Below are 25,268 nucleotides of genomic sequence, written 5' to 3' on the forward strand. Positions count from 1 at the left end.
CGCGAAGGACGGGATCATTCCCGCCTATTACCGGTTCGATTTCGAACGGATGGTCGACCTGCTCGACAGCCGTTTCGGCATCTGCGGCGGCGACGGCAACTGCCTCGCCGGGTTCGACACCGACCGGCGCATCACCGAAAAGACGATCTCGCCCTTCGTACAGGTCAACAATACGTTCGACCTGCTCGGCCGTCGCTCGCACCTGATCGCCGGCGTCCGCTATGACCAGACGACAGTCAATTCCGCCTCGCTGACGCCGATCCCGGTCGGCACGGCATGGGTTGCCACGGGCGAGTTCAACGTCGTCTATTCGGCGAACAGCGACTTTCTGCCCAACAAGGGCAGCTACGACAACTGGTTGCCGGCGGTCGATTTCGACATCGAGGCGCTCGACAACGTCAAGCTGCGCGCGTCGTACAGCCACACCATCACCCGCGCCGACTATAACAGCCTGCAAGGCGGCCTGACGCTCAACCGCCAGTTCGGCATCGCCGGCGGCGGCGGGTTGCAGGGCAATCCGAACCTCGTGCCGTTCCTGTCGAAGAATATCGATGTGTCGGCCGAATGGTATTATTCGCCGACCAGCTATGTCTCGGCCGGCTATTTCCGCAAGAAGGTGAGCAATTTCATCAATTCGCAGGAAGTCGAGCGGTCGGCGTTCGATCTGCGCAACCCGGCCGACGGCCCCCGTTTCCGCGCGGCGCAGGCGGCGCTGGCCGGCACCACCGATACCGCGCGCATCCGCGACTATATCCTGCGCAACTTCACGCAGGGCGTCGAGGTCGCGCGCAACGCGGCCGGAGCCCCGATCCTCGACGTGAACGGCTATTACACCGGCCGGGTGCTGGGCCTGCCCGAAGACGGACTGGTCGACTTTCGCGTCGGCACGCCGTTCAATTCGGACCAGACCGCCACCATCGACGGGTTCGAATTCGCGATCCAGCACAGCTTCTGGGAAACCGGGTTCGGTGCGATCCTGAACTATACGATCGTGCGCGGCGATGCGCAGTTCGACAATGCGCTCGACCCCAATGTCGGCCAGTTCGCGCTGGCGGGGCTGAGCGACAGCGCCAATGCGGTGCTGTTCTATGACAAGGCCGGGTTGCAGGGGCGCGTCGCGTACAACTGGCGTGACAAATTCTATGCCGGGGGTAACCCCAACCCGACCTATGTCGAGGCGTACGGACAGATCGACGCGAGCATCAGCTATGAGTTCCGCAAGGGCCTGACCGTGTTCGCCGAAGCGATCAACCTGACCGGCGAAGGGCGGCGCGGCCACCGCCGCAACGACAACTTCGTGACCTTCGCGCAGCCGGGCTTCGCGCGCTATACCGGCGGCATGCGCTTCAGCTTCTGATACGCACGAACGTTCCGGGCGGAGCCTCTCCGCCCGGAACCCGAACAAGGACAGGGAAGCGGTGAGCGGTCGGATCAGGCGGGTCGTGGTCGTCGGCGGGGGGACCGCCGGATGGCTGGCGGCGTGCCGCATCGCCGCCGCCGCCGACCCCTCGGCGCAACAACCGCTGTCGGTGACGTTGATCGAATCGCCCGACATCGCGACGATCGGCGTCGGCGAGGGCACCTGGCCGACAATGCGCGGGACGCTCGCCCGGATCGGCATCGACGAAGCGACCTTCCTGCGCGCCACCGACGCCAGCTTCAAACAGGGATCGCGTTTCGATGGCTGGCGGACGGGCGCGGCCGACGATCGCTATTATCATCCCTTCACCGCCCCGGCCGACCTGCCCGCCGCCGATCTGCTGCGCGACTGGCGACGCGGAAGGTTCGCCGACCATGTCTGCGCCCAGCCCGATGTCTGCGCCGACGACCTCGCCCCGCGCCAGCCGGCGATGCCGCCCTATGCCGGCGCGCTCAACTATGCCTATCACCTCGACGCCACCAAATTCGCCGCGCTGCTGCGCGAAACCGCGGTCGGCCGGCTGAACGTCACCCACATCCGCGATCATGTGACCGGCGTCGAGCCGGCCGCGAACGGCGATATTGCCGCCGTCGTCGCCCGCGACACCGGCCGGATCACCGGCGACCTGTTCCTCGACTGCACCGGCCAGGCCGCGTTGCTGATCGGCGGTCACTGTCGCATCGGCACGATCGATCGCACCGCGACCCTGTTCAACGACCGCGCGATCGCGGTGCAGGTGCCGGTGGCGCCGGACAGTCCGGTCGCGTCGCAGACCAACGCCACCGCGCACGACGCCGGCTGGATCTGGGACATCGGCCTGCCCGCCCGGCGCGGGATCGGTTGCGTCTATGCCAGCGACTTCCTCGACGACGATGCCGCGGCGGCGACGCTCACCGCCTATCTCGCCCGGACCGCGCCGCACGTCGATCCGGCCGGCCTGTCGTTTCGCCAGCTTCGCTTCCGCTCGGCCCATCGCGAACGGTTCTGGGTCGGCAATTGTCTTGCCATCGGCTTGTCGGCGGGGTTCCTCGAACCGCTGGAAGCATCGGCGATCGTGCTGATCGAATTGTCGCTCGACGCGCTGCTCGACGGTTTTCCGGCCGATCGCGCGGCGATGGACCTGCATGCCCGGCGGTTCGACGCGCTGTTCCGCTATCGCTGGGACCGGATCGTCGATTTCCTGAAGCTGCATTACGTGCCGAGCCGCCGCGACTCCCCCTATTGGCGGGCGCACCGCGATCCCGCCTCGATCCCGCCCTCGCTGTGCGACCTGCTGGCCTTATGGCGGACCCAGCCGCCCTCGCCGGCCGACTTCACACAGGCCGGCGAAATCTTTCCGGCGGCCAGCTACCAATATGTCCTGTACGGCATGGGCGTGACGCCCCCGTCGATCGGCCCGCTGCGCCCTCGCCCCGACACCGCATCGGTGCTGCATCAAGTGCGCCAGCGCGCCCGGACGCTGACCGCCAGCCTGCCGACCAATCGCGCCTATCTGAACGGAATTGCCCATGTCTGACCATCAACTGCTGAACGTGGCCGCGCACCGCGACCTGCGCGTCCGCCGCGAACGCTCGGCCGATCTCGGCGATGCGGTCATGACCGCGCTGATCGTTCCCGACGAATTCCGGCAGGTGCAGGCGAGCTACCCGATCCTGTTCCGACAGAACCGCGAACGGACCGGCTTTGCCGCGCTGGCGTTGTTCGGCTTCGACGCGGGCGAGAACCTGTTCCTCGAGGGCGGTCGCTGGGACGCCCCCTATCTGCCGCTATCGATCGATATTCAGCCCTTCCTGATCGGCGGCGCGCCCGGTGCCGATGCGACGCCCAAGGCGGTGATCGACCTTGCCAGCCCGCGCATCGCCACAAACGACGGCGTCCGCATCTTCGATCGCGAAGGCCGCCCCTCCCCCTATCTCGAAGTCGTGCTCGAACGTCTCGGCGCGCTCGACGCCGGCTATCGCGGGTCGGCCGCGTTCCTCGACGCGCTCGATCGCTACGGGTTGCTCGAACCCTTCACGCTGGAGGTCACGCTCGACGATGGCGCGACCAACCGGCTGGTCGGCTTCCATGCCATCGCCGAGGAACGGCTGGCCGAACTCGATGCGGCGACGCTCGGCAAATTGAACGCGGAAGGGCATCTGCTGCCGATCTACATGGCGCTCGCCTCGCTCGCCAATTTCCCCGCCCTGATCGCGCGCAAGAACCGGCGTGGCTGACCTGCCGCCCATCGCCGAAGTGGCGGCCCCCGATGCCGCCGCGCTCGACCATCTGTTGCGTACCGCGACCGGGCCGTTCGTGGTGCGCGGCCTCGTTGCCGACTGGCCGCTGGTGCAGGCGGCGAAGCGATCGTCGCAGGCGGCCCGCGACTATCTGGTCGACCATCACCGCGACGTGCCGTTCACCGTGTCGGTCGGACGACCCGGCAGCGGCGGTCGGCTGTTCTACGACGATGCGATGGCGATGAACTTCGCGACGGTCCGTGCCAAATTTCCCGACGTTCTTGGCGAAATCGGCCGGGGCGAAACGAGCGACGATCCGCGCCCGATCTATCTTGCCTCGATCGACATGCGCGGCTTCTTCGACGGGCTGGACGAGGCGAACCGCGTCGATCTCGGCACCCGCGAACCGCTCGCCAGCATCTGGATCGGCACGCGCACCCGCATCGCCGCGCACAACGACCAGCCCGACAATCTCGCCTGCGTCGCGGCGGGCCGTCGCCGCTTCACGCTGTTCCCGCCGGACCAGTTCCGCAACCTGCACCTGGGGCCGCTCGACAACACGCCGGCCGGCCGGGCGGTGTCGATGGTCGATTTCGACGACCCCGACCCCACCCGCTTTCCCCGTTTCGCCGAGGCGCTGGCCCATGCCCAGGTCGCCGAACTGGCGCCGGGCGACGCGATCCATATCCCGGCGCTGTGGTGGCATCATGTCGAGGGGCTGGCACCGTTCAACATCCTCGTGAACTATTGGTGGCGCGACCAGCCGCGCTGGCTCGGCCAGCCGCAGGACGCGCTGCACCATGCGATCCTTGCCGTCCGCGATCTGCCCGACGACCAGAAACGCTATTGGCGGGCGCTGTTCGACCATTATGTGTTCGACGCTGACGACGGCGTCACCGCGCATATCCCGCCGGGCGGGCGCGGCGTGCTCGACCCGCTGACTGCCGCGAGCGCCGATCGCCTGCGCAACTTCCTGCTCCGGCAGTTGGCGAAATGAGCGTCACCCGCGTCGTGATCGCCGGGGGCGGCACCGCCGGCTGGATGGCCGCCGCCGCCATCGCGCGGACGATGGGCCGCATGGTCGAGGTGACGTTGGTCGAATCCGAAGCGATCGGCACCGTCGGCGTCGGGGAATCGACCATTCCGCCGCTCGTCACCTACAACCGGCTGCTCGGCATCAACGAAGCCGAATTCATGGCCGCCACTGCCGCGACCTTCAAACTCGGCATCCTGTTCGACGGCTGGAAAACCGCCGACAGTCGCTATTTCCACTCGTTCGGCACCACCGGCCGCGATCACTGGGCGGCGGGGTTCCAGCATTACTGGCTGAACGGCCTGACTCGCGGTCACGCGCAGCCATATGACGACTATTGCACCGAACTGGTCGCGGCGTTGCAGGGCCGGTTTGCGCACCTGCCGGGCGATGCGACCAACTATGCCTATCAGCTCGATTCCGGCCGTTATGCGCAATTCCTGCGCGCGATGGCGGAGCGCGACGGCACGCGGCGGATCGAGGGGCGGATCGCGCAGGTCGAACTGGACGGGGAAACTGGCGACATCGCCGCGCTGCAGCTCGACGGTGACCGGCGGTTTCCCGGCGACCTGTTCCTCGACTGCACCGGTTTCCGGGCGCTGCTGATCGAAGGCGCGCTTCATGCCGGTTATGACGACTGGACCCACTGGCTGCCGTGCGATGCCGCGATCGCGCTCCAGACCGACAGCGTCGCTCCGCCGGTGCCCTATACCCGCGCCATGGCGCATGATGCCGGCTGGCAATGGCGTATCCCGCTCCAGCACCGGGTCGGCAACGGCATCGTCTATTGCAGCCGCTATCTCGATCGCGATGCCGCACTCGACCGGCTGGTGAACAATGTCGAGGGCAAGGTGCGGACCGATCCCAATTTCCTGCGCTTCACCACCGGAGCCAGGCGGCGGCAATGGCATCGCAACTGCGTGGCGATCGGCCTCTCGGGAGGGTTCATGGAACCGCTGGAATCGACCAGTATCCACCTGATCCAGCGTGCCGTCCTTCGCCTGTTGCGGCTGTTCCCCCAAGCGCGGGTCAGCCCGGCCGACGTCGCCGAATTCAACGACCAGCAATTGCAGGACATGGAGCAGATCCGCGACTTCCTGATCCTGCATTACAAGGCCACCGATCGCCGCGACTCCCCCTTCTGGCGGCAATGTTCCGCAATGGACGTACCAAACAGCCTCGCGCAGAAAATCGACTTGTTCCGCCAGACCGGGCGGGTATTCCGCCGCAACGAGGAATTATTCGGTGAGAATAGCTGGGTGCAGGTGATGATGGGTCAGGGGATCGTGCCGGAACGTCACCATCCGATCGCGGCCAGGCTGACCGATGACGAGCTGGACCGGCTGTTGTCGATGGTCCGGCGGCAGGTAGCCGACACCGTCGCGACGATGCCGCCGCATGGCGACTATCTCGCGCGCTACTGCCCGGCGGACCGCCCCTGATGCCACGTCGCCGGGGGGGCGTGACGATCAAGCATGTCGCCGCCGATGCCGGCGTGTCGTTGCAGACCGTCAGCCGCGTCATCAACAACGAACCCAATGTCCGTCCCGAAATGGCGGAGCGGGTGCAGGCGGCGATCGACCGGCTGGGCTATGTCCCGCTGATCGCGGCACAGCGCATGGGCGGATCGAAATCGCGGCTGATCCTGGCACTCAACGATCGCGACCGGACGATCGCGGGGTGGCGCAACCGCGAAGGGACCGACTGGGTCGATCAGATGCTGCTGGGCGGCATGCTGACCTGCGGCGCGCATGGCTATCGCCTCATCCTTGAACTGGTCGATACCCACAGCGACCATATCGAACGCGAATTGTCGGCGACGATCGGCGCGCTGCAACCCGATGGCGTCATCCTGACCCCGCCGCATTCGCAGGATCTGGTGATCCTGAACCTGCTGGCGAAGCGCGGGATCAGCATCGCCCGTATCGGTTCGCTGACCCCGGGTCCCGGATTCTGCCTGACGATGGACGACGAGGCCGCGGCGCGCCTCGCGACCGGCCATCTGCTCGACCTCGGCCATCGCCGGATCGGTTTCATCAAGGGCTCGGACGATTATGAACTGAGCGGCTGGCGCGTCACCGGCTGGCGCGCGGCGATGGACGCGGCGGGTCTGGCGGCCGATCTGATCGAACCCGGCGATTTCGATTACGCATCGGGCCGAACGGCGGTGGGTGCGCTGCTCGATGCCGCCGATCCGCCGACCGCCATCATCGCCAGCAGCGACCAGATGGCGATCGCGACGCTGGACGTCGCGATCGAACGCGGGCTGGCCGTGCCGCACGACCTGTCGATCATCAGCTTCGACGACACGCCGATCGCCCGCTATGCGTCGCCGCCGCTGACGGCCGTGACGCAACCGATCGCTGCCGTCGTCGCCGAGGCGGTGGAACGCATCATCGCCGAGCAACATGGCGCCAGGCTGTCGATCGAACCGAAGTCGGTGCCGGCCCAACTGACGGTAAGGGCTTCGACTTCGCCCCCGCGCAGCATCGGCTGAGCCTCGAAGCGGCACCCGCTACCCCACGCCAGAGCGATTCGCCCGGTTGGCGAGTACCGCGTCGAGCAGGCCCGGAAAGCGCCGATCGAATTCGGATCGCCGCAATGTGTTAATCATCTCCCGCCCGACCTGCGTCGTTTCGATCAGCCCCGCCGCACGCAGCAGCTTGAGGTGGTTCGATAGCGTGCTTTTGGGAATCGAGTCGCACGGTGCCGCACCGGCGCAGCTCAGCCGCTCGGTAGCGGCGAGGCGAGCGACCATGCCCAGCCGATTGGGATCGGCCAGCGCGTGCAGCGCCAGATCGAGCGGGACGTCCTCCAGCCGGGGATGGGTAAAGCGAGGCATGGACGGAATATAAGGCGATGCTGTCAATCTAATAGTTCGGGAATATTGAACTATCGAAATATCACGCCATCTTTCGTTATGCCAGCCGCGCACGACGCCGTGATCGCGGACCATATCTCGGAGAATATCTATGTCGCTTCAGGGCAGGAATGCGCTCGTCACCGGTGGATCGCGCGGCATCAGATCGGCCATTGCCAAACGACTGGCGGCCGATGGCGCGGCGGTTGCGATCACCTATGCCGGAAACAAGGCCGCGGCGGACGCTACCGTGGCGGCGATCGAGCGCGCGGGCGGCACCGCCTTCGCCTTTCAGGCCGATGCCGCCGATCCCGCATCGCAGCGTGCCGGTGTCGAACAGGCCGCCGCCGCATTGGGCGGGATCGACATCCTGGTCCACAATGCCGGCGTGGCGGAATTCGCCACCGTCGCCGACGATACCGACGCGATGTTCGACCGTCAGTTCGGCGTCAACGTGAAGGGCCTGCATGTCGGCACGCGCGCTGCCCTGCCACATCTTCGCGATGGCGGACGGATCATCCTGATCGGCAGCATTTCGGGTGAAGTCGCGTTCCCCGCGACCGCGGTCTACAGCGCGACCAAAGCGGCGGTGGCCGCGCTGGCGCGCGGCTGGGCAAAGGATCTCGCCTCGCGCAATATCCTCGTCAATACCGTGCAGCCGGGACCGATCGACACCGACATGAATCCCGCTGACGGCGAGTTCGCCCAGCAGATGATGGGTGCCATCCCGCTTGGTCGGTATGGCAGCGTCGAGGACATCGCAGGCGCGGTCGCATTCCTTGCCGGACCGGATGCAGGCTATATCACCGGGACCACGCTCAACGTCGACGGCGGCGCAGCGGCCTGAAGAACCGCTACCGGCCCGTCCGATAAACCCGGACGGGCCGTTGGTGCCCGGCGCGACCGTCGGAGCGGCTCAATTGCCTTCGGCGTCGACCATCATGACGACCGGCTTTCCACGCGACATCGGGTCCCACCCTGCCGACAGGGCCGCGCGCGTGCAGCGCGAGATCGTCGCATCATCGAGCTGAAGACGCCCGCGCGGCAAGCCCTTCAGGAGTCGCTTGGGCGCGGGAAATTCCACCCATGCCTCGCGCTTGGCATCGCGCTGGACCAGCGCGATGGTCATCCCCTTCCACCCTTCGTCATCCGACAGATGCGGCTCGCGCTGCAGTTGCCAGTCATATTTGACCCCGTCCACTTCGATGGTTCCGGCATTGCTTCTGGATTTCGACATGTCGGCGGGATTAGCACGGCAACGCCGATGTGGCGATCATCAGGGTGAACGCGCTATGGGCGCGGCCGTTGCGGGGCTTCCCCCAACCGGATGCGTATTCGGTTATCATTGTCGCCTTGTGCTGATAGCCTGTCCACAAGCGTATCGACGGACCGCGTCGTTGCCCCGCATTTTTACAGGCCAAGCTGTCGGATCACGCCCTTGCCCGACAGCGGCGACGTTTCGAGGTTCCGATGTCCGATCGTTTGAAAGTCCTGTTCCAGCATGTGCTGCCCAAGCAGGGCCTGACCGTTTTCGCCGGCCGCATCGCCCGGGCACGGGGCGGCGCGATGACGACGCGGCTGATCCGCTGGTTCGTCGGCAGATATGCCGTCGACATGGGTGAAGCCGCCGACAGCGACATCGCCAGCTACCAGAGCTTCAACGACTTCTTCACCCGCCCGCTCAGGGCCGGGGTGCGCCCGATGGCCACCGCCGATTTCGTCTGTCCGGTCGATGGCGCGATCAGCCAGTTCGGGCCGATCGACGACCATCATATGGTGCAGGCAAAGGGACATCGCTTCACCACGACCGAACTGGTCGGCGGCGATATTGCACTGGCCGCGCGCTTTCGTCACGGCAGTTTCGCCAACCTCTATCTGTCGCCCAGCGACTACCACCGTCTGCACATGCCCTGCGACGGCCGGTTGACCCGCATGATCTATGTGCCGGGAAAACTGTTTTCGGTGAACCCGGTCACGGCGCGCGGCGTGCCCAACCTGTTCGCGCGCAACGAACGGGTGGTCTGCATTTTTGAGTCGGCGGATCATGGCCCGTTCGTCATGGTGCTGGTCGGCGCTACCATCGTCGGGAGCATGGCGACCGTGTGGCACGGCGTCGTCAATCCGCGGCGGACCGGCCGGACCGCCGAATGGCGCTATGCCGATCAGGAGATCGTGTTGAAGAAAGGTGAGGAGATGGGCCGCTTTCTCCTCGGGTCGACGATCGTGATGCTGTTCGGGCAAGGAACCATCGCGTTCAACAAGGGCTGGGCACCCGAAGCGAAGGTTCGTCTGGGCGAGGCCATGGGCAATCGCCCGGCCTGACCATTTCGGACCGACCGGAGGCGATGAACGGGAGTGCGACATGAAGCGCATGATACGAATGACTTGCCTGCTGCTGCTCGTCATCGCGGGCACGGGACCGGCCACCGCGCAACTGCCCTCCAACAGCCGGCCGGCGTTCATCGCCGACGAGCGGGTGCTGATCGGCCGGTATCATTATGAGGAGGCGAACGACGATTTCAAAATGGACGTTCACCTGAACGCCGATCATACCGCGCTCTACCGGATCACGACGGGCAAGGATCAGGCGGAGTTCGTCCGCCTGACGGGGTTCTGGACGCTCGACAATCCGCATATCCATATCCACAACAAGCCCGGACCGGTCCGGCTGGTGGCGGCGGGCGCTCCGACACGCGATCCGTCGGTGGGATTGTCGGTCACGGCGATGAACGCGGATGGCAGCCCGGCCGAGGGTCTGGGCGTGACATGGGCGGATGCGAACGGGCTCTACATGCTGTCCGACGGCCGGCACACGACCCGTTCCGGCGAGCCGGCTGGCGCAGCGGTGGTGGAGATCGTGCGAGCATCGGACCGCAAGATATTGCAGACGGTGAACGTCCGGCCCGGCGGGCCGAACAGCTTCCGCTTCACCTATCATCCCAGCGATCAGGAGCCGTTCGACCTTGCCGCCATCGCGCTCGATCCCCGCGCCGATACGATCGAGGTCGAGGTCGGCACCGCGCAGGCAAAGCTGAAGCGCGTATCGAAATAACCGCGTCAGTTCAGTGCCTGATACACCAGCGCCCGAAGCTTGGCATGATCGTCGATGTCGCCCGCCGGCAGAAGCTGGGTCATGTAGACGACGCTCAGCCGCTCGCGCGGATCGACCCAATAGGTGCTGTGATAGGCCCCGCCCCAGCCATAGTCGCCGACCGACCCCGGCTGGCCCGCCTTGCCCAGATCGGTGCGGATGCTGAAGCCCAGCCCGAACCCCATGCCCGGCTGATAGGGAATGTCGCCGAGCTGATCGGCGACCATCAGTTCGACGGTCTTGCGCCCGAGATACCGCCGCCCGTCCAGTTCGCCGCCGCGCCTAAGCATTTCGAGGAACCGGGCATAGTCCGGCGCGGTCGACACCAGCCCTGCCCCGCCCGAGAACGCCACGCGCGGCCCGCGCAGATAATGCCCCTGCCCGACATGCCCGCCGCCCTGCCATGCGCCGGGGTCGGGGACGCGCCGCACGCCGTTCGGATCGGCGGCATAGACCGTGGTCAGCCGGTTCGCCTTGGCCGGCGGGACATAGAAGCCGGTGTCCTTCATCCCCAACGGATCGATCAGCCGTTCGCGCAGGAACTGCTCCAACGTCTGCCCGCTCAGCTTTTCGACCAGTACGCCGAGAATGTCGGTATTGTAGCCATAGACGAATTTCTCGCCCGGCTGCTCGGCCATCGGCAGCGCCGCCATGCGCGCGACGACCGTTGCCACCGGCTCGTCGCGATCGGCGAAATACCAGCCGAAGATGCCCGCGTCGCGCCACACCTTTTCCGCCGGCCCCGCGCCATAGGATATACCGGCGGTGTGCGTCAGCAGATCGCGGATGGTGATCGGCCGCTTGGCCGGCACCACGTCATAGCCGCCACCCGCTTTCGCGACCGCGACGGTGGTCGCCTTCCATTCGGGCAGATACTTGCCGATCGGATCGGACACGACCAGCTTGCCCTCCTCCATCAGCATCATCACCGCGACGCTGGTCAGCGCTTTCGTCTGCGATGCGATGCGGAACAGCGAATCGGTGCGCATCGGATCGCGTGCCTCCTTGTCGCGCCAGCCGACCGCCTTGCTATGAATGGTGCGCCCGTCGCGCTGAATCTGCACCACCGCTCCGGCGATCCGCCCCTGATCGACATAGGCCTGCAACACCCGGTCGAGCCGGGCCAGCCGTTCGGCCGATACCGCGGCGGCGGGCTGAACAACCGCACGCGGCCGCTGCGCCTGTGCTGGCGCGAGCGACGTCGCCGCGAGCACCACGCCCGTTGTGATCCGGCCCAAGATATATCGCATCGACTCTCCCCTTTATCGCCGCATCTTGCCCGATCGGCCGCGCGCGGGAAGCCGGAATCGACGCGGCGTCATCCGCAACCGCCACCGCACCCCCCGCCGCAACCGCCATCACCGCCGCCACATCCGTCCGATCCGGTGCCGTCACCGCCATCGAAGTTCCACTGGAAGCGGCGGCGGAAGCTTCGGGTTCGCAAGGCGACGCCCGCGATGAACGCGCCGACCGCAACGACCGCGAGGAGAACGGCGGCAAACGCGGCCATGCCCTGCGCGATCAGGAAGACCAGCCCGACCGCGACGATGCCCAGCCCTGTCGTCGCTTCAGTCCCCAGCAGGATCGTTACGGCACGATCGACCCGTTTGAACTCGCCCGCGAAACGTTCGGAGGGATCGGGCCAGATGTCGCCGGGCGGTTCGGCCTCGAACGTCGCGCGATACCGGTCGAGGGTCCGGGCATAGCGGTCGCGATAATAGTCGCGCTGGTCGGGGCCACCCGAGGTCGGTTCGTGATGCAGGTCGCGCCCGACGATGTCGCGACACAGGCCGTGCCAATAGTCGCGGGTATAGACCATGTGCAGGTGCCATGCCTGATCGACCGCATCCGATGGCGTGAGCGTTTCGTCGCTGGTCGCAATCAGCACGAGGAACCGGCGATATTCGGCGGCGACCCGGTCGGCGAAGGTTGCCGTCCATCCATTCTCTGCGGCCAGCCTCCCCTCAAAGCCGAGCGCCGCGTCGTTCCGGCCGATGGCCAGGGTTTCGATCCTCCCGATGAGGACCCTTCGCGCCCGATGCGCGGAGCTGTTCGTTTCCATGTCCCATCATATTAGTAGGATATTATTACGGCTGTGTGAAACCCGGTCGCGCCGACGAAACCTCCCCGCCGCCCGTTCGTACCTCTTTACGACTCACCGCGCCCGCCAAGGAGGATCGTTTGACCGCAACAGAGCTTCTCATGCCCGCACCGATGCCTGCGAACGTCATCGACGCGCTCGATCGCCACTTCACGCTCCACCGCCTGTGGGAACAGAGCGATCCCGACGCTTTCCTTGCCGAACACGGGCCGCAGATTGCCGGCATGGCGGTCAGCACGCTGTCGGGGATGATCGACGCGGCGTGGCTCGACCGGTTGCCCGCGCTAAAGATCGTCTCCAGTTTCGGTGTCGGCTATGACAATGTCGATGCCGCGGCGGCGGCGGCGCGCGGGGTCGTCGTCACCAATACGCCGGGCGTGCTGGATGAAGAAGTCGCCGACCTTGCCGTCGGCCTGCTGCTCGCCACGCTACGACGGATTCCGCAGGCCGATCGCTATCTGCGCGCCGGGCGCTGGCCCGACGGACCGTTTCCGCTGTCGCCGACGCTGCGTGGCCGACGGGTCGGCATCATCGGGCTGGGCGCGATCGGCAAGGCGATCGCGCGGCGGCTCGATGCGTTCGCGGTATCGGTCGCCTACCATGGCCGCTCGCAGCAGGCGGGGGTCGCCTATCCCTATTACGACAGCCCGGTCGCGCTGGCGGCGGCGTGCGACGTGCTGATTGCGATCGTCCCCGGCGGGGCGGAAACGCGCCATATGATCGACGGCGCGGTGCTGGCGGCGCTGGGTCCGGACGGCGTGCTTATCAACGTCGCGCGCGGGAGCGTGGTCGACGAGGCGGCGCTGATCGCCGCGCTCGACGCCGGAACGATCGGCGGGGCGGGGCTGGACGTGTTCGACGACGAACCGAACGTGCCCGACGCCCTGCTCGCGTTCGACAATGTCGTGCTACTACCGCATATCGGCTCGGCCTCGCAGGCGACGCGCGCGGCGATGGGGCAGTTGGTGGTCGACAATCTGATCGCGTGGTTCGACGGCAAACCGGCGTTGACCCCGGTGCCCGAAACGGCGGACCTGAACCGGGGGCAGTAGGCCGCAGCGGGATGGATCAGCGCGCACCGGCCTGTCGCGGCGTCGGCCGATCCTCCAGCGCGACAACTGCATCGGGCAGCAGCGCGGGCCGGCCATAGCGGAGCCCCTGCGCCAGATCGCAGCCGAGGTCGCGCAGCACCAGCGCCTGCGCCTGGGTTTCGACCCCCTCCGCCACGACGATCTTGCGCAGTCCCCTGCCCAGCCCGACGATGGCGCGCACGATCTCCAGCGTGCCCCCGCTATCGCCGTCGAGTCCGGCGACGAACGACCGGTCGAGCTTGATCCGGTCGATCGGCAGGCGGCGCAGATGGGCGAGCGATGCCGCGCCCGTCCCGAAGCCGTCCAGCGCGATGCAGACGCCGGCGGCATGAAGCCGCTGCAACGTCGCCGCGATGACGTCGGCGGCGCGGTCGAGCAGGACGCTTTCGGTGATCTCGATGCACAGCCGGGCGGGCGGCACGCCGTAGCGGGCAAGACGGTCGAGCACGACCTCCGCCGAGCGTGACCCGGCCAGTTGCGCGGCGGTGAAAGTCAGTGCGACCTGACCGATGCGGTCGCCATCGGCCTGCAACCGGCGCAGCGCGAGATCGAGGACATGCTCCTGCACCCGCAGCCCGACCCGTTCGGCGACCAGCACGTCGGCAAAGCGATCGGGGGGCAACAGGCCATGGCGCGGATGGTCCCAGCGCAGCAGCGCGGCATAGCCGCGCACCGCGCCCGTGCCGATGTCGACGATCGGCTGATAGTGCAGGCAGAATTCGTCGCGCCGCAACGCCGCATCGGCATCGCGAACGAATTCGGTCTGAAGATCGCGCAGGATGCGTTGCAGCGGATCGTAGCGATAGAGCTGCGCCCGGCCGAGCCGTTTCGCGCTGTAGAGCGCGAGATCGGCGTTCTGGTAGAGCTGATCGACATCGGCGGCGTCGGCGGGGAAATCGGCACGCCCGATGCTGAGCGACAGGCTACGCTCGCGTCCCTGAAAGCGCCACGCGATGCCTTGCAGCGCGTCCAGCCGCGCGGTCAGCAGTTCCGCCTCCGCCGGACCGCCGGGGCAGAGAATGGCGAATTCGTCGCCGCCGATCCGCGAGCAATGCAGGTCGGGCAGCACGGTACGCAGCGCGGCGAGGTGCTCGCCGACCAGCCGGAGCAGCGCATCGCCGCCGCCATGCCCCAGCCGGTCGTTGACGTCCTTCAGGAAATCGACGTCGATCAGATACAGGTCGAACGCGGTCCCCCGGTCGGCAAGCGTTCCCGCCGCGTCGTGGAACGCGGCGCGGTTGCCCAGACCGGTCAGGAAATCGGTCTGCGCGGCATGGCGCAGCGTCCGCGCCTCCGCATGGTCCACCGCGCGCCGCTGCCGCGCGTCGTCCAGCTCGCGCTGGACCCGGCGGAACCGGTCGGCGATCGCGAGCGAGAGCACCAGCGCCTCGAAGGCGAGCGCGGCGAAGGTCGCCATGTCGATCAGGTCGTTCTGCGCGGTAAGGCCGAGGTTGCGGACCAGCCGTGCGACGAACACGAAGATCACCGGCCCCCAGCCGAGCAGGTAGAACCACACCACCCGGCTGCCGCGGCGGACCGCGATGACGCACGACAGGGCGACCGTCACCGCCGTCACGGCGATCACATAGTTCAGCCAGCGATCGGCCGGCACCGGCGGGAACACATGGTCGAGCGCCGCCATGACCCCCAGCGCCGCCCCCAGCACGGCGAGCGTCCGCCCGGTCCGCATCAACCCGCGCGGCACCATGCCGCGTTCGATCACTGCATAGAAAAACATGTTGCCCGCCGCGACCATCAGCCCGACGAGTACGAAATCGACCCGCACCGCCCATGGCCCGACCAGATCGGGCAGCAGCAGCGCCGACATGTTGGTCCATGTCATGCCATAGGCGAACGACACCGCGACCCACAGCAGATACCAGCGCTGAAAGGCGTGGCGCCGGCCGGTGTTGATGACGACGTTGTAGAGCAATGCCGACAGCATCGTGCCGGCGAAGATGCCCATAAGCAGCAGCCAGCGGGTGTCGGCCCCCGCCTGCGCCGGTGCCGCGACCGCGCCGACCTTGCGCATCAGCGACAGGTCGTCGATCCGGCGAAAGCCGAGGTAGAGCGCGCGCACCTCGCGCCCCGGCGGGGCCATGTCGAAGCGCAGCATGCCGCCCGGCGCCCAGTGCCCGGCCAGCGCATCGGCCCGCCAGGTCGACCGGGATGCCCCGCCCTGCCCGACGCTCAGGATCGCCAGTTCGTCGAAGCGCGTCTGGTCGACGAGCAACTGCCAGCCGGCCGGAAGCGCGCCCAGCCCGCGCGTATCGAGCCGCAGCCACAGCCAGTCCTCGCTGTCGGTCGGGGCCTGCGCGCCGCAGCGATAGGAGGCGGTCATCACCGCGCGGTCGCCCGCGCCATCGCCCAGCACCGCGCTGCACAGCGGGTGGTGCAGCGCGATCGCCGTGGTCGTCGGGCGTTCGGCCAATGCGCCGAACGCCAGCAGGAGCAGCGCGAGGATCCAGATAATCTTGCGCTTCACGTCCTGTCCGCCGCTGCCGCCTTCCGTTCGACGAGCAGCATATTGGAAAGACGTTAACAGGGGTTCACCACCGAAAGTATGATCGGCAAAATGGGTAGCGTGACCCGTTATTTAACCGGTCGGGCGGGCTTTACGTAACGGTCGAGCCAGTCGGTCATCTGCCACAATGTCTCACCGGTGGACTCCAGCGCGCGATAGCCGTGCGGTTCGTTGGGCAGCACGACATAGCGCACCGTCGCGCCATTACCCTTCAGCGCAGCGTACATCCGTTCCGACTGGATCGGGAAAGTGCCCGAATTATCGTCGGCCGCGCCATGGATCAGCAGGATCGGCTCCTTGATCTTGTTGGCATAGGTGAAGGGCGACATTTCGGTATAGGTCGGCGTCGCTTGCCAATAGGTCCGCTGCTCCGCCTGGAAGCCGAACGGGGTGAGCGTGCGGTTGTACGCGCCCGACCGGGCGATTCCGGCGCGGAACAGGTCGGTGTGCGCCAGCAGGTTGGCGGTCATGAACGCGCCATAGCTGTGCCCGCCGACCGCGATCCGGTCGCGATCGGCGACGCCCAGCTTCACCACCGCCTCGACCGCAGCCTCGGCATCCTCGCGCAACTGTTTGATGTAGGTGTCGTTCGCTTCGGCGGCGCCTTCGCCGATGATCGGCATCGCCGGATCGTCGAGCACGGCATAGCCCTGCGTCAGCAGGAACAGGTGGCTGATGCCGCGCGGACGGGTGAAGCGGTTGCCCTGATCGACCGTCTGCCCGGCGACCTTGGCATCGGTATATTCGGACGGATAGGCCCAGAGCAGCGTCGGCAGCGGCCCGTCGCGCTTCGCGTCATAGCCGGCGGGCAGATACAGCGTGCCGGACAGCGGCAGGCCGTCGGCCCGGTTGTAGGTGATCGTCCGCTGGGTCACGTTCGCGAAGGTCGGAGCAGGATCGGCGAAATCGGTGATCGGCTTCGCACCGCCACCGCGCACGCTGCGGATGACATAGTTGGGGGCAAGCTTCGCGCTTTCACGCCGCGTCAGGATACGGCGGCCACTGTCGTCGAGCAGCGACACGACGCTTTCGTAATAGGGGGCCCTGGCGGTCCACAACCGGGTCTGTTCGCCGCCCGCCACCGGCATCCGCGCGAGGAACGGAAACGCCCCTTCCTTGGTCGCGCCGTCGCCGGTGACGAACACCGCCTTGCGATCGGGGGTGAAGCGCATCACCGGCTTGCCGGCCGCATTCTCCTCGACCATCGGCATGCCGGGATCGCCATATTGATCCTGATAGTTGCGCGTCGCCACCAATCGCACGGTCCCCGGCTGCGACGGGGCGACGGCGTAGCGCCGCTCGGTCCGGGTGCGCCATTCGCGATCGACGATCATCGCGAAGCCGTCGTCGCCCCATAGCGTCCCCGCGTAGCGCTTGACCGTCTTGGCGAGTTCGACCGGTGCGGCGTCGAACGGCGCGGCCTGCGTCACCAGCCGGTCGTGGAACGGCACGTTCGCCTTGGGGTCGCCATCGTCGAGCGCTTCGGCCCACAGCAGCGTGGCGGGTGCGTCGCTGCGCCATTCCACCTCGCGCGGCCCCTTCACCACCGCGTCGAAATCGACCGGCAGATCGTCGGCAAGCGGGCGATCGACGATCACCCGGCCCCCTGCCCCGCCGGCCATCGGCTGGACTGCCACTTCGGTCGGGAAGAAACCGGCCGGGAGCAGATAGCTGTAAGGGCGTTTCAGCCGTTCGGTCAGCAGATAGCGGCCATCGGGCGACACGGCGAAGCTGCGCCACATCCCCTTGGCCGCCAGCGGCTGGAGCGTGCCGCTGGCGATGTCGATCCGGCCGAGCACGCCGGTGAAATAATAATCGAACAGCGCCTCGTCGGCCGCGTTCTTGAGCAGATCCTCATAGGTGCGCGCCGCCGAAGTGCGGCCCATGCTCTCCTGCACCACCGGCCCGGTCGGCGTATCGATAGCGGCCGGACGCGCGCCGCGATCGGCCGGCACCAGCCGTGCGACGATCGACGCGCTGTCGGGCGTCCATGCGAACGACGACCCGAACGCCGCGTTCAGCCCGCGCACCAGCCGCCGCGCCGTGCCATCGCGTCCCGCGATCCAGAGCGCCAGCCCGTCGCTTTCCTGCACGACGAACGCCAGATGCCGCCCGTCCGGCGACCAGTCGGGCGAGGTGAAGCGCGTGCCCGCCGGCAGCGTCACCCGGGCGGTGCGGCCGCTGGCGATATTCTTGAACGACAGCGCGTTCAGCCACTGGACGCGGACCTCCGCCGGGCCGTTGGTCGCCGGATCGATGCGATAGCCCGCCAGCCGCAAAATCGGTTTCGCCAGATTGGCGATCGACGGCAGATTCTCCCGCCCAAGGATCGCCAGCGTCGCATGATCCGGGCTGACCGCGACCGACGGCGTCGGGGCTGCGTCGAGGATGCGCGCGATCGCATCGGGCGCGCGGTGATAGGCAGGTGCCGGATCCGCCGCCCATGCCGCGCCCGATGCGAGCAGCGACAGCAGAAATGCCGTTTTCCGAACCATGAACAACCCCCGATACTGACGATGCGTGCATGGTGTCCGTTAGCGTGGACTGGGGCAAGCCCTTGCTGTTCGCACCTTTACTCCTGTGTCCGAAGCGTGACGCTCCCGCTGGCCAACCCGTCGGCGCTGGCCGTCACGCGCAGCCGGCCGCGTCCGGCCCCGCGCACCAGTGCGACCGCCATGCCGTCGAGCGCGGCGCGATCGGGCGAGGCGAACGGCGTGTGGTCGACCGACGAACCATTGTCGGTCGCGACCAGCGTGCCGCTCCCCTCGACCGCGAAGTGCAGGCGGTGCGCGGCGTCGGGCACGGTCGTCCCCTTCGCATCGACCACCCGCGCGCGGACATAGCCCAGCTCGTCAAAGGTCGAGCCGACCGAGGGCATATCCGCGACGAGATCGATCTGCGCCGCCGGCCCGGCGGTCCGCAGCATGTCGGCGACATGACCCTGCCCGGCATCGCGGCACACCGCGCGAACCTCGCCCGGCGCATAACGTACCCGCCAACGGCGCGGCGACGCATCGGCGTTGATCGGCAGCATGCCGAGCGAACGGCCGTTCAGCAGCGCCTCGACCCGGGCGCAGTTGCTGTAGACCTCGATCGTCTCGTCATGCGGGCTCCGGTCGGCCGGGGTCCAGTCGTCGAACAGCGCGACCTTGGGCTTCGGTGTCGCGACCGCGATCATCGTCGGCAGCGCCGGCTGGTTGGGGCCGCCCGCGCCGTCGGTCGCCGGTCCCGCCGCGCCCGGATCGGCATTGCGCACGACATGGACGACTGGCCGTTCGGACCACCAGCTTTCGCGTTCCATGCCGGCGATCTTCTGCCGGCCGGTCCGGTCGAGCAACCCGGCCGGGTTCTGGATATTGGGCCAGCCCGACCGGTTCGCCTCCCCCAGATAATCCACGCCGGTCCACAGGAACATGCCCGAAAACGGAGCATAGTCGCGCACCGGCAGCCAGTTGCTGCGGTTGAGCGCATTCTCGGTGCCGACGATGCTGCGTTTCGGGTTCTGCCGGCTGGCGGCGATCAGTTCGTTCTCGCGATAATTCTGCCCGACCACGTCGAGCATGTCGGCAAGGCCGTTGTCATAATCCTTGGTCACGTTCGGCCGGAACAGCGCCATGGTGACGGGGCGGGTCGGATCGGTCGCATGGACGATGTCGAGGATGCTGCGCAGCGCCGCCTTGGCCTGCACCGGATAGGCGGTGTCGTGGATTTCGTTGCCCGCGCTCCACAGCACGATGCTGGGGTGGTTGCGGTCGCGGCGGACCATGTCGAGCGTATCGCGCTTGTGCCAGTCGCCGAAGAACAGGTGATAGTCCTCGGGCGTCTTGGCGACGTTCCACTGGTCGAACAGCTCGTCCATCACGATGAGGCCCAGCTCGTCGGTCAGGTCGAGAAACTCGGGGGCCGGCACGTTGTGCGCGGTGCGGATGGCGTTCACCCCCTGCGCCTTGAGCGCGCCCAGCCGCTGCCGCCACACCGCCAGCGGCACCGCCGCGCCGACCGCGCCGCCGTCGTGATGCAGCGCCACGCCCTTCAGCTTGAAGTTGCGGCCGTTGAGCCAGAAGCCGGTCGCGGGATCGAACCGCGCCTCGCGGATGCCGAAGCGAACCGTCTCGTCGTCGCGCACCGCATTGTCGCCGGTCAGCACCTGCACGCTTGCGCGATAGAGCGCGGGATCGCGAATATCCCAGCGGCGTGGATCGGTGAGGGTCAAGTCGCCCTGCACCAGCGCGGTACGCCCGGCAGCGACCGTTACCGGCGCGGTCGTCGTGCGGGCGACTTCGCGACCGTTCGGGTCGCGCAGCACGATCGCCAGCCGGACGGTCGCATCCTGCGCCGTCAGGTTCTCGACGTCGCTGCCGACCGTCACCGCCGCGCGATCGGCGGCAAGCGTACCGGTCCGCACGAACGCCCCGCCCTGCGGAATATGCACGTCGTCGGTTTCGATCAGCCGGACATGGCGATAGATGCCCGACCCGGTGTACCAGCGCGACGACGGCGCCGCCGACGTATCGGCGCGCACCGCGATCATATTGCGGCCATCGGCGCGCAGGTGGCGGGTGATGTCGTAACGCTGGCCGACATAGCCCATCGGGCGATAGCCGACATGATGGCCGTTCACCCACACGCCGCTGCGTTCCATGATCCCGTCGAATTCGACGAAATAGCGTCGCCCCGCCTTTGGCGTCAGCGATAGCGCCCTACGATACCAGGCAACGCCGCTCGGCAGGAAGCCGTTCTCGCCCGCCGCCTTGGCATTGGCATCGAACGGACCGGCGATCGCCCAGTCGTGCGGCACCGATACCGTTGCCCAGCGGCTGTCATCGAGTTCGGGCGTTTCCGCGCCGGCCGGATCGGCCTGAACGAAGCGCCAGTCGTTGGCCAATGGCGTCACGGTCCGTGGCGCGCCATGTGCCATCGGCGTGGTCAGCGCCATGGTCGCCGCCGCCGCAAGCAGCCATCCCGATCGGATCATCCTTGCCTCTCCGTACCTCGGTCCGTCCAACCGAATCTATATGTGGGATGATGATCCACATTCAGGGATAGCGCAACGCTCGATTCAGCCGTTCGGATCATCGCCGCTGCGATCGATTGCAACGCCAGACGTGCCGGCATAGGTTGCTGGAAACGATGCGGAAAGCATCGGAGCGACGGGAAGGGGATGCACGATGGAACAGGCTGCCGATACTGCGATCCGGTCGATAGCGATCGTCGGCGGCGGCACCGCCGGCTGGATGACGGCCGCAGCGCTCGCCCATGCCATCCCGCGCGGCTGCACGATCACGCTGATCGAATCCGATGCGATCGGCACGGTCGGGGTCGGTGAGGCGACCATTCCGCCGATCCGCGTCTTTAACCAGACGCTCGGCATCGACGAGGCCGAGTTCCTTCGCGAGACGAAGGGCAGTTTCAAGCTGGGCATCGAATTTGTCGACTGGGCGCGGACCGGGCAGCGCTATTTTCATCCGTTCGGGACGTTCGGCAAGCCGTTCGACCTGCTGGCGGTGCATCAGCACTGGCTGGCGGCGCGAGCCGGCGGATCGCGCGTTCCGCTCGACGAACTGTCGATGGCTTGGGGCGCGGCACGCCACGGCCGGTTCGCGCCGCCGGTCGGCGATCCGCGCAGCGTCGCCTCGACGTTCGACTATGCCTATCACTTCGATGCCGGGCTCTACGCCGCGTTCCTGCGCCGCTATGCCGAGGCACGGCGGGTCGAACGGATCGAGGGCGCGGTCGTCGACGTGGCGCTGGGCGGCGACAACGGCCATATCGCCAGCGTCACGCTTGCCGACGGGCGGCAGGTGGCGGCGGACCTGTTCGTCGACTGCTCGGGGTTTCGCGGGCTGCTGATCGAACAGGCACTCGGGACCGGGTATGAGGACTGGACGCACTGGCTGCCGTGCGACCGGGCGGTAGCGGTGCCGTGCGCCACCGGGGGTGAGGGCATGACGCCCTATACCCGGTCGACCGCGCGGGCGGCGGGGTGGCAGTGGCGTATCCCGCTCCAGCATCGCACCGGCAACGGCTATGTCTATTGCAGCCGTCACCTGTCGGATGACGAGGCCGCCGCGACGTTGCTGGCCAACCTCGACGGGCCGGCGCTGGGCGACCCGCGCTTCCTGCGTTTCACGACCGGACGTCGCACCAAATTCTGGAACCGCAATGTCGTGGCGGTGGGGCTGGCCAGCGGGTTCATGGAGCCGCTGGAGTCGACCAGCATCCATCTGATCCAGGCGGCGATCGCCAAGCTGCTCGCATTCTTTCCGACGCGCGACTTCGATCCGGCGGTCGTCGATGAATATAACCGTGTCGCGATCACCGAATGCGAACGTATCCGCGACTTCCTGATCCTGCATTACAAGCTGACGCAGCGGGCCGATGCGCCGCTGTGGCGCGACTGCGCGGCGATGGCGATCCCCGACACGCTGGCGATGAAGATCGACCATTTCCACAGCACCGGGCGGCTGATCGCGCGCGACATGGACCTGTTCGGCCCGGCAAGCTGGCTCGCGGTCCATATCGGCCAGGGCAATGATCCGCGCGGGGGCGATCCGCTCCTGGCCTATGCCACTGGGGCGCAGACCAGCAGCGGCTTCGTCGACCGGCTGGCCGGCGCGATCGATGCGATGGCGCGGTCGATGCCGGGCCATGCCGCCTATCTGCAACGGATCGGCGCGAGCCAGCCGTAACAAAAGACATAAATGCAATCCTTTGCAATTTATATTGCAAACGATTGCGAGACTGCTATTCCAACACTCGACAGCGTCCCCGCCAGTGGGACGAATCAGGAGGGATTGCCATGAAACCCACGCTTCTGCTCGCCTGCACCTCGACGATCGCCTTGCTCGTCGCCGCCCCGGCGCTCGCCCAGACCGATCCGGCCGCGCCCACCGCCCCGGCCGCCGTCGCCGATGCGACCGTGCAGGCCGGCGACACGCCCGACGCCGCCGCGCAGAGTGACGAGATCGTCGTCACCGCCAGCAGCGGCGAACGCTCGCGCTTCCGCAGCTCGATCTCGGTCAGCCAGATCAGCAACGAGGCGATCCAGAATTTCACGCCGCGTTCCGAAGCCGAAGTGCTGCGCAACATCCCCGGCCTCCAGCCCAGCGACACCGCCGGTCCGGGCGGCAACGCCAACATCGGCGTGCGCGGCATTCCGGTGTCGACCGGCGGTTCGGAATATGTCGCGCTTCAGGAAGACGGCCTGCCCACCGTCCTGTTCGGCGACATGAACTTCGGCAACAACGATTACTGGCTGCGCTTCGACCAGAATGTGCAGCGGGTGGAAGCGGTGCGCGGCGGTTCGGCCTCGACCTTCTCCAGCCAGGCGCCCGGCGCGGTCATCAACTATCTGAGCAAGACCGGTGACAAGGCCGGCGGACAGATCGCCTATTCGAACGGCGTCGGCTTCCGCGAACACCGCGTCGATTTCGATTACGGCGCGCCGATCGACGATACGCTGCGCTTCCATGTCGGTGGCTATGCCCGCAACGGCGGCGGCCTGACCAACGAGCGGTTCAACATCCTGCGTGGCTACCAGATCAAGGCCAACGTCACCAAGGATTTGCCCGACGGGCGCGGTTTCGTGCGGCTGTATTTCAAGCGGCTGGACGAACAGGCACCGACCAATACCACCACCCCGTCGATCGCCACGCTCGACGGCAACAAGGTGACGGACTTCAAGCCGCTGCCGACCTTCGACGGGCGCGACGGATCGTCCTATTCGATCTACAACCGCAGCTTCCAGTATCTGGATTACGACGGCGGCGGCATCCGCAACGCCGAGGTGGAGGGCATCCATCCGCGCGTCACCGGGCTGGGCGCGCAGTTCCATTATGAGGTCAACGACTGGCTAACGCTCGACAACGTCGCGCGCTACCAGTGGATCAGCGGCAACTTCACTACGCAGTTCATCAACGTCGCGTCGCGTACCGGTGCCGGCGGGGTCATCGGATCGACCGTGAACGGACAGGTCGTCGGCTCGCTGCGCTATGCCGCCGGGCCGAACCAGGGGCAGGTCTATACCGGCGCCTATGTGAACAACAATCCGAACATCAACACGTTGATGAAGAACATGAACAACTTCGCCAACAATCTGGCGTTGAACGGCAAGTTCGACGTTGGCGGCGGCAAGGCGACGGTGTCGACCGGCGTGTTCGTGATGAAGCAGAACATCGAGCAGGACTGGCACGTCAACCGCAACTTCGCCGAGCTGAACGGCGAGAATGCGGCACCGCTCGACCTGTTCTCGACCACCGGCACGCAGCTTACCGCCGCCGGTCAGGCCGGGTTCAACGATAACTGGGGAAGCTGCTGCGCGCGCCGCGTCGATCTCAGCTACACCGATGTCGCCCCGTTCCTGCAGGTCGGCTACGAGACCGGCGGGCTGAACCTCGACGCCAGCGTCCGCTACGATACCGTCAACGGTAACGGCACCGCGCAGGGCGGCGTCGCCGGGCCGACGACGCGGGTTTCGGACGCACTGGGATCGGCGCTGATCCCATCGCTGGTGCTCAGCCGGACGATCGAGAAGATCGACTATAGCGACAGCTATGTGAGCTGGTCGCTCGGCGCGCTCTATGCCTTCAGCGGCAATACCAGCGTGTTCGGCCGTGTCAGCCGGGGCGGTCGCTTCAACGCCGATCGCCGGGTGCTGTCGGGCAACTTCAATGCCGATGGCTCGCTCAACGCGCAGGGGCAGTCGACCTCGGTCAACTTCCTCAACCAGCAGGAAATCGGCCTGAAGCAGCGGGGCCAAGTGTTCGGCGGGTCCTATTCTGTCGAAGTCACCGGCTTCCGCTCGACGCTGACCGAGAACAACTACGACTTCACCCGGATCAACAATCCGGCACCGAACAACGACCCGAACATTTCGAATGGCTATCGCTCGTTCGGCGTGGAATTCTCCAGCCGGCTCAACAGCGGCGGG

The 25,268-nt window shown here is 67.0% G+C and carries 19 protein-coding genes; 12 read left to right on the forward strand and 7 right to left on the reverse strand.

Annotation, left to right across the window (positions count from 1 at the left end):
* From ASE78_RS19495 to ASE78_RS07290, 6 genes are all read left to right on the forward strand, one after another.
* Nucleotides 1-1,357, forward strand: a 1,357-nt coding sequence (locus ASE78_RS19495) for a TonB-dependent receptor domain-containing protein (RefSeq protein ID WP_235514903.1), incomplete at its 5' end; no start/stop codon positions are given.
* A gap of 61 nt (nt 1,358-1,418) precedes the next feature.
* Nucleotides 1,419-2,936, forward strand: a complete 1,518-nt coding sequence (locus tag ASE78_RS07270) for a tryptophan halogenase family protein (protein WP_056495005.1) — start codon at nt 1,419-1,421, stop codon at nt 2,934-2,936.
* Nucleotides 2,929-3,636: a SapC family protein gene (locus tag ASE78_RS07275; RefSeq protein ID WP_056495008.1), complete on the forward strand. Its 708-nt coding sequence runs from the start codon at nt 2,929-2,931 to the stop codon at nt 3,634-3,636. The genes ASE78_RS07270 and ASE78_RS07275 overlap by 8 nt, the downstream gene beginning before the upstream one ends.
* Nucleotides 3,629-4,636 carry a cupin-like domain-containing protein gene (locus ASE78_RS07280; RefSeq protein ID WP_056495010.1) on the forward strand — a complete coding sequence of 336 codons (1,008 nt, stop codon included), beginning with the start codon at nt 3,629-3,631 and terminating at the stop codon, nt 4,634-4,636. The genes ASE78_RS07275 and ASE78_RS07280 overlap by 8 nt, the downstream gene beginning before the upstream one ends.
* Nucleotides 4,633-6,114: a tryptophan halogenase family protein gene (locus tag ASE78_RS07285; RefSeq protein ID WP_056495013.1), complete on the forward strand. Its 1,482-nt coding sequence runs from the start codon at nt 4,633-4,635 to the stop codon at nt 6,112-6,114. Before ASE78_RS07280 ends, ASE78_RS07285 begins: the two co-directional genes overlap by 4 nt.
* Complete coding sequence (locus ASE78_RS07290) at nt 6,114-7,169, forward strand: LacI family DNA-binding transcriptional regulator (protein WP_056495020.1); 1,056 nt, start codon at nt 6,114-6,116, stop codon at nt 7,167-7,169. The genes ASE78_RS07285 and ASE78_RS07290 overlap by 1 nt, the downstream gene beginning before the upstream one ends.
* Before the next feature lie 18 nt (nt 7,170-7,187).
* On the opposite strand, the gene ASE78_RS07295 is transcribed toward ASE78_RS07290, so the two are convergent.
* The gene (locus tag ASE78_RS07295; protein WP_056495022.1) at nt 7,188-7,514 is read right to left on the reverse strand and encodes an ArsR/SmtB family transcription factor; all 327 of its coding nucleotides are present in this window, start codon (nt 7,512-7,514) and stop codon (nt 7,188-7,190) included.
* Nucleotides 7,515-7,644: 130 nt separating this feature from the next.
* Between ASE78_RS07295 and ASE78_RS07300 the strand changes: the two genes are divergently transcribed.
* Nucleotides 7,645-8,379, forward strand: coding sequence for an SDR family oxidoreductase (locus ASE78_RS07300; protein WP_056495025.1), 735 nt, complete (start codon nt 7,645-7,647; stop codon nt 8,377-8,379).
* Between the two features lie 69 nt (nt 8,380-8,448).
* Here the strand turns inward: ASE78_RS07300 and ASE78_RS07305 are convergent, their stop codons facing one another.
* Complete coding sequence (locus ASE78_RS07305; RefSeq protein ID WP_056495028.1) at nt 8,449-8,769, reverse strand: hypothetical protein; 321 nt, start codon at nt 8,767-8,769, stop codon at nt 8,449-8,451.
* Nucleotides 8,770-9,002: 233 nt separating this feature from the next.
* Here ASE78_RS07305 and asd point away from each other — a divergent pair, with 233 nt between their 5' ends.
* Both asd and ASE78_RS07315 read left to right on the forward strand, forming a co-directional pair.
* Nucleotides 9,003-9,854 carry an archaetidylserine decarboxylase gene (gene asd / locus ASE78_RS07310; RefSeq protein ID WP_056495030.1) on the forward strand — a complete coding sequence of 284 codons (852 nt, stop codon included), beginning with the start codon at nt 9,003-9,005 and terminating at the stop codon, nt 9,852-9,854.
* A 40-nt stretch (nt 9,855-9,894) separates the two neighbouring features.
* Nucleotides 9,895-10,584: a hypothetical protein gene (locus ASE78_RS07315; RefSeq protein WP_156351316.1), complete on the forward strand. Its 690-nt coding sequence runs from the start codon at nt 9,895-9,897 to the stop codon at nt 10,582-10,584.
* A gap of 5 nt (nt 10,585-10,589) precedes the next feature.
* Here ASE78_RS07315 and ASE78_RS07320 read toward each other — a convergent pair whose 3' ends face one another.
* Nucleotides 10,590-11,873 carry a serine hydrolase domain-containing protein gene (locus ASE78_RS07320; protein WP_056495034.1) on the reverse strand — a complete coding sequence of 428 codons (1,284 nt, stop codon included), beginning with the start codon at nt 11,871-11,873 and terminating at the stop codon, nt 10,590-10,592.
* A gap of 68 nt (nt 11,874-11,941) precedes the next feature.
* Nucleotides 11,942-12,685, reverse strand: coding sequence for a glycine-rich domain-containing protein (locus tag ASE78_RS18625; protein ID WP_056495038.1), 744 nt, complete (start codon nt 12,683-12,685; stop codon nt 11,942-11,944).
* Between the two features lie 152 nt (nt 12,686-12,837).
* Between ASE78_RS18625 and ASE78_RS07330 the strand changes: the two genes are divergently transcribed.
* Nucleotides 12,838-13,776 (forward strand): 2-hydroxyacid dehydrogenase, encoded by a 939-nt coding sequence (locus ASE78_RS07330; RefSeq protein WP_235514904.1) that lies wholly within the window; start codon nt 12,838-12,840, stop codon nt 13,774-13,776.
* A 16-nt stretch (nt 13,777-13,792) separates the two neighbouring features.
* On the opposite strand, the gene ASE78_RS07335 is transcribed toward ASE78_RS07330, so the two are convergent.
* The 3 genes from ASE78_RS07335 to ASE78_RS07345 form a co-directional block, all read right to left on the reverse strand.
* Nucleotides 13,793-16,300: a putative bifunctional diguanylate cyclase/phosphodiesterase gene (locus tag ASE78_RS07335; protein ID WP_056495044.1), complete on the reverse strand. Its 2,508-nt coding sequence runs from the start codon at nt 16,298-16,300 to the stop codon at nt 13,793-13,795.
* Between the two features lie 107 nt (nt 16,301-16,407).
* Entirely contained in the window at nt 16,408-18,834 is a 2,427-nt protein-coding gene (locus ASE78_RS07340) for a prolyl oligopeptidase family serine peptidase (RefSeq protein ID WP_056495046.1), read from the reverse strand.
* Nucleotides 18,835-18,911: 77 nt separating this feature from the next.
* The gene (locus tag ASE78_RS07345) at nt 18,912-21,314 is read right to left on the reverse strand and encodes a glycoside hydrolase family 2 TIM barrel-domain containing protein (protein ID WP_056495049.1); all 2,403 of its coding nucleotides are present in this window, start codon (nt 21,312-21,314) and stop codon (nt 18,912-18,914) included.
* A 193-nt stretch (nt 21,315-21,507) separates the two neighbouring features.
* On the opposite strand from ASE78_RS07345, the gene ASE78_RS07350 reads away from it, so the two are divergent.
* Together ASE78_RS07350 and ASE78_RS07355 are read left to right on the forward strand one after the other, a co-directional pair.
* Nucleotides 21,508-23,028, forward strand: a complete 1,521-nt coding sequence (locus tag ASE78_RS07350) for a tryptophan halogenase family protein (protein ID WP_056495054.1) — start codon at nt 21,508-21,510, stop codon at nt 23,026-23,028.
* A 110-nt stretch (nt 23,029-23,138) separates the two neighbouring features.
* Nucleotides 23,139-25,268 (forward strand): TonB-dependent receptor domain-containing protein (locus ASE78_RS07355; protein WP_235514905.1); only part of this gene is annotated, 2,130 nt, incomplete at its 3' end.

The organism is Sphingomonas sp. Leaf25 (assembly GCF_001421635.1).
GTDB lineage: Bacteria > Pseudomonadota > Alphaproteobacteria > Sphingomonadales > Sphingomonadaceae > Sphingomonas.

Coding starts and splice junctions, on each gene's coding strand:
- ASE78_RS07350 (WP_056495054.1), top strand. CDS start 21,508: ATGGAACAGGCTGCCGATACTGCGATCCGGTCGATAGCGATCGTCGGC.
- ASE78_RS07275 (WP_056495008.1), top strand. CDS start 2,929: ATGTCTGACCATCAACTGCTGAACGTGGCCGCGCACCGCGACCTGCGC.
- ASE78_RS07295 (WP_056495022.1), bottom strand. CDS start 7,514: ATGCCTCGCTTTACCCATCCCCGGCTGGAGGACGTCCCGCTCGATCTG.
- ASE78_RS07305 (WP_056495028.1), bottom strand. CDS start 8,769: ATGTCGAAATCCAGAAGCAATGCCGGAACCATCGAAGTGGACGGGGTC.
- ASE78_RS07290 (WP_056495020.1), top strand. CDS start 6,114: ATGCCACGTCGCCGGGGGGGCGTGACGATCAAGCATGTCGCCGCCGAT.
- asd (WP_056495030.1), top strand. CDS start 9,003: ATGTCCGATCGTTTGAAAGTCCTGTTCCAGCATGTGCTGCCCAAGCAG.
- ASE78_RS07300 (WP_056495025.1), top strand. CDS start 7,645: ATGTCGCTTCAGGGCAGGAATGCGCTCGTCACCGGTGGATCGCGCGGC.
- ASE78_RS07285 (WP_056495013.1), top strand. CDS start 4,633: ATGAGCGTCACCCGCGTCGTGATCGCCGGGGGCGGCACCGCCGGCTGG.
- ASE78_RS07340 (WP_056495046.1), bottom strand. CDS start 18,834: ATGGTTCGGAAAACGGCATTTCTGCTGTCGCTGCTCGCATCGGGCGCG.
- ASE78_RS18625 (WP_056495038.1), bottom strand. CDS start 12,685: ATGGAAACGAACAGCTCCGCGCATCGGGCGCGAAGGGTCCTCATCGGG.
- ASE78_RS07330 (WP_235514904.1), top strand. CDS start 12,838: ATGCCTGCGAACGTCATCGACGCGCTCGATCGCCACTTCACGCTCCAC.
- ASE78_RS07320 (WP_056495034.1), bottom strand. CDS start 11,873: ATGCGATATATCTTGGGCCGGATCACAACGGGCGTGGTGCTCGCGGCG.
- ASE78_RS07345 (WP_056495049.1), bottom strand. CDS start 21,314: ATGATCCGATCGGGATGGCTGCTTGCGGCGGCGGCGACCATGGCGCTG.
- ASE78_RS07315 (WP_156351316.1), top strand. CDS start 9,895: ATGAAGCGCATGATACGAATGACTTGCCTGCTGCTGCTCGTCATCGCG.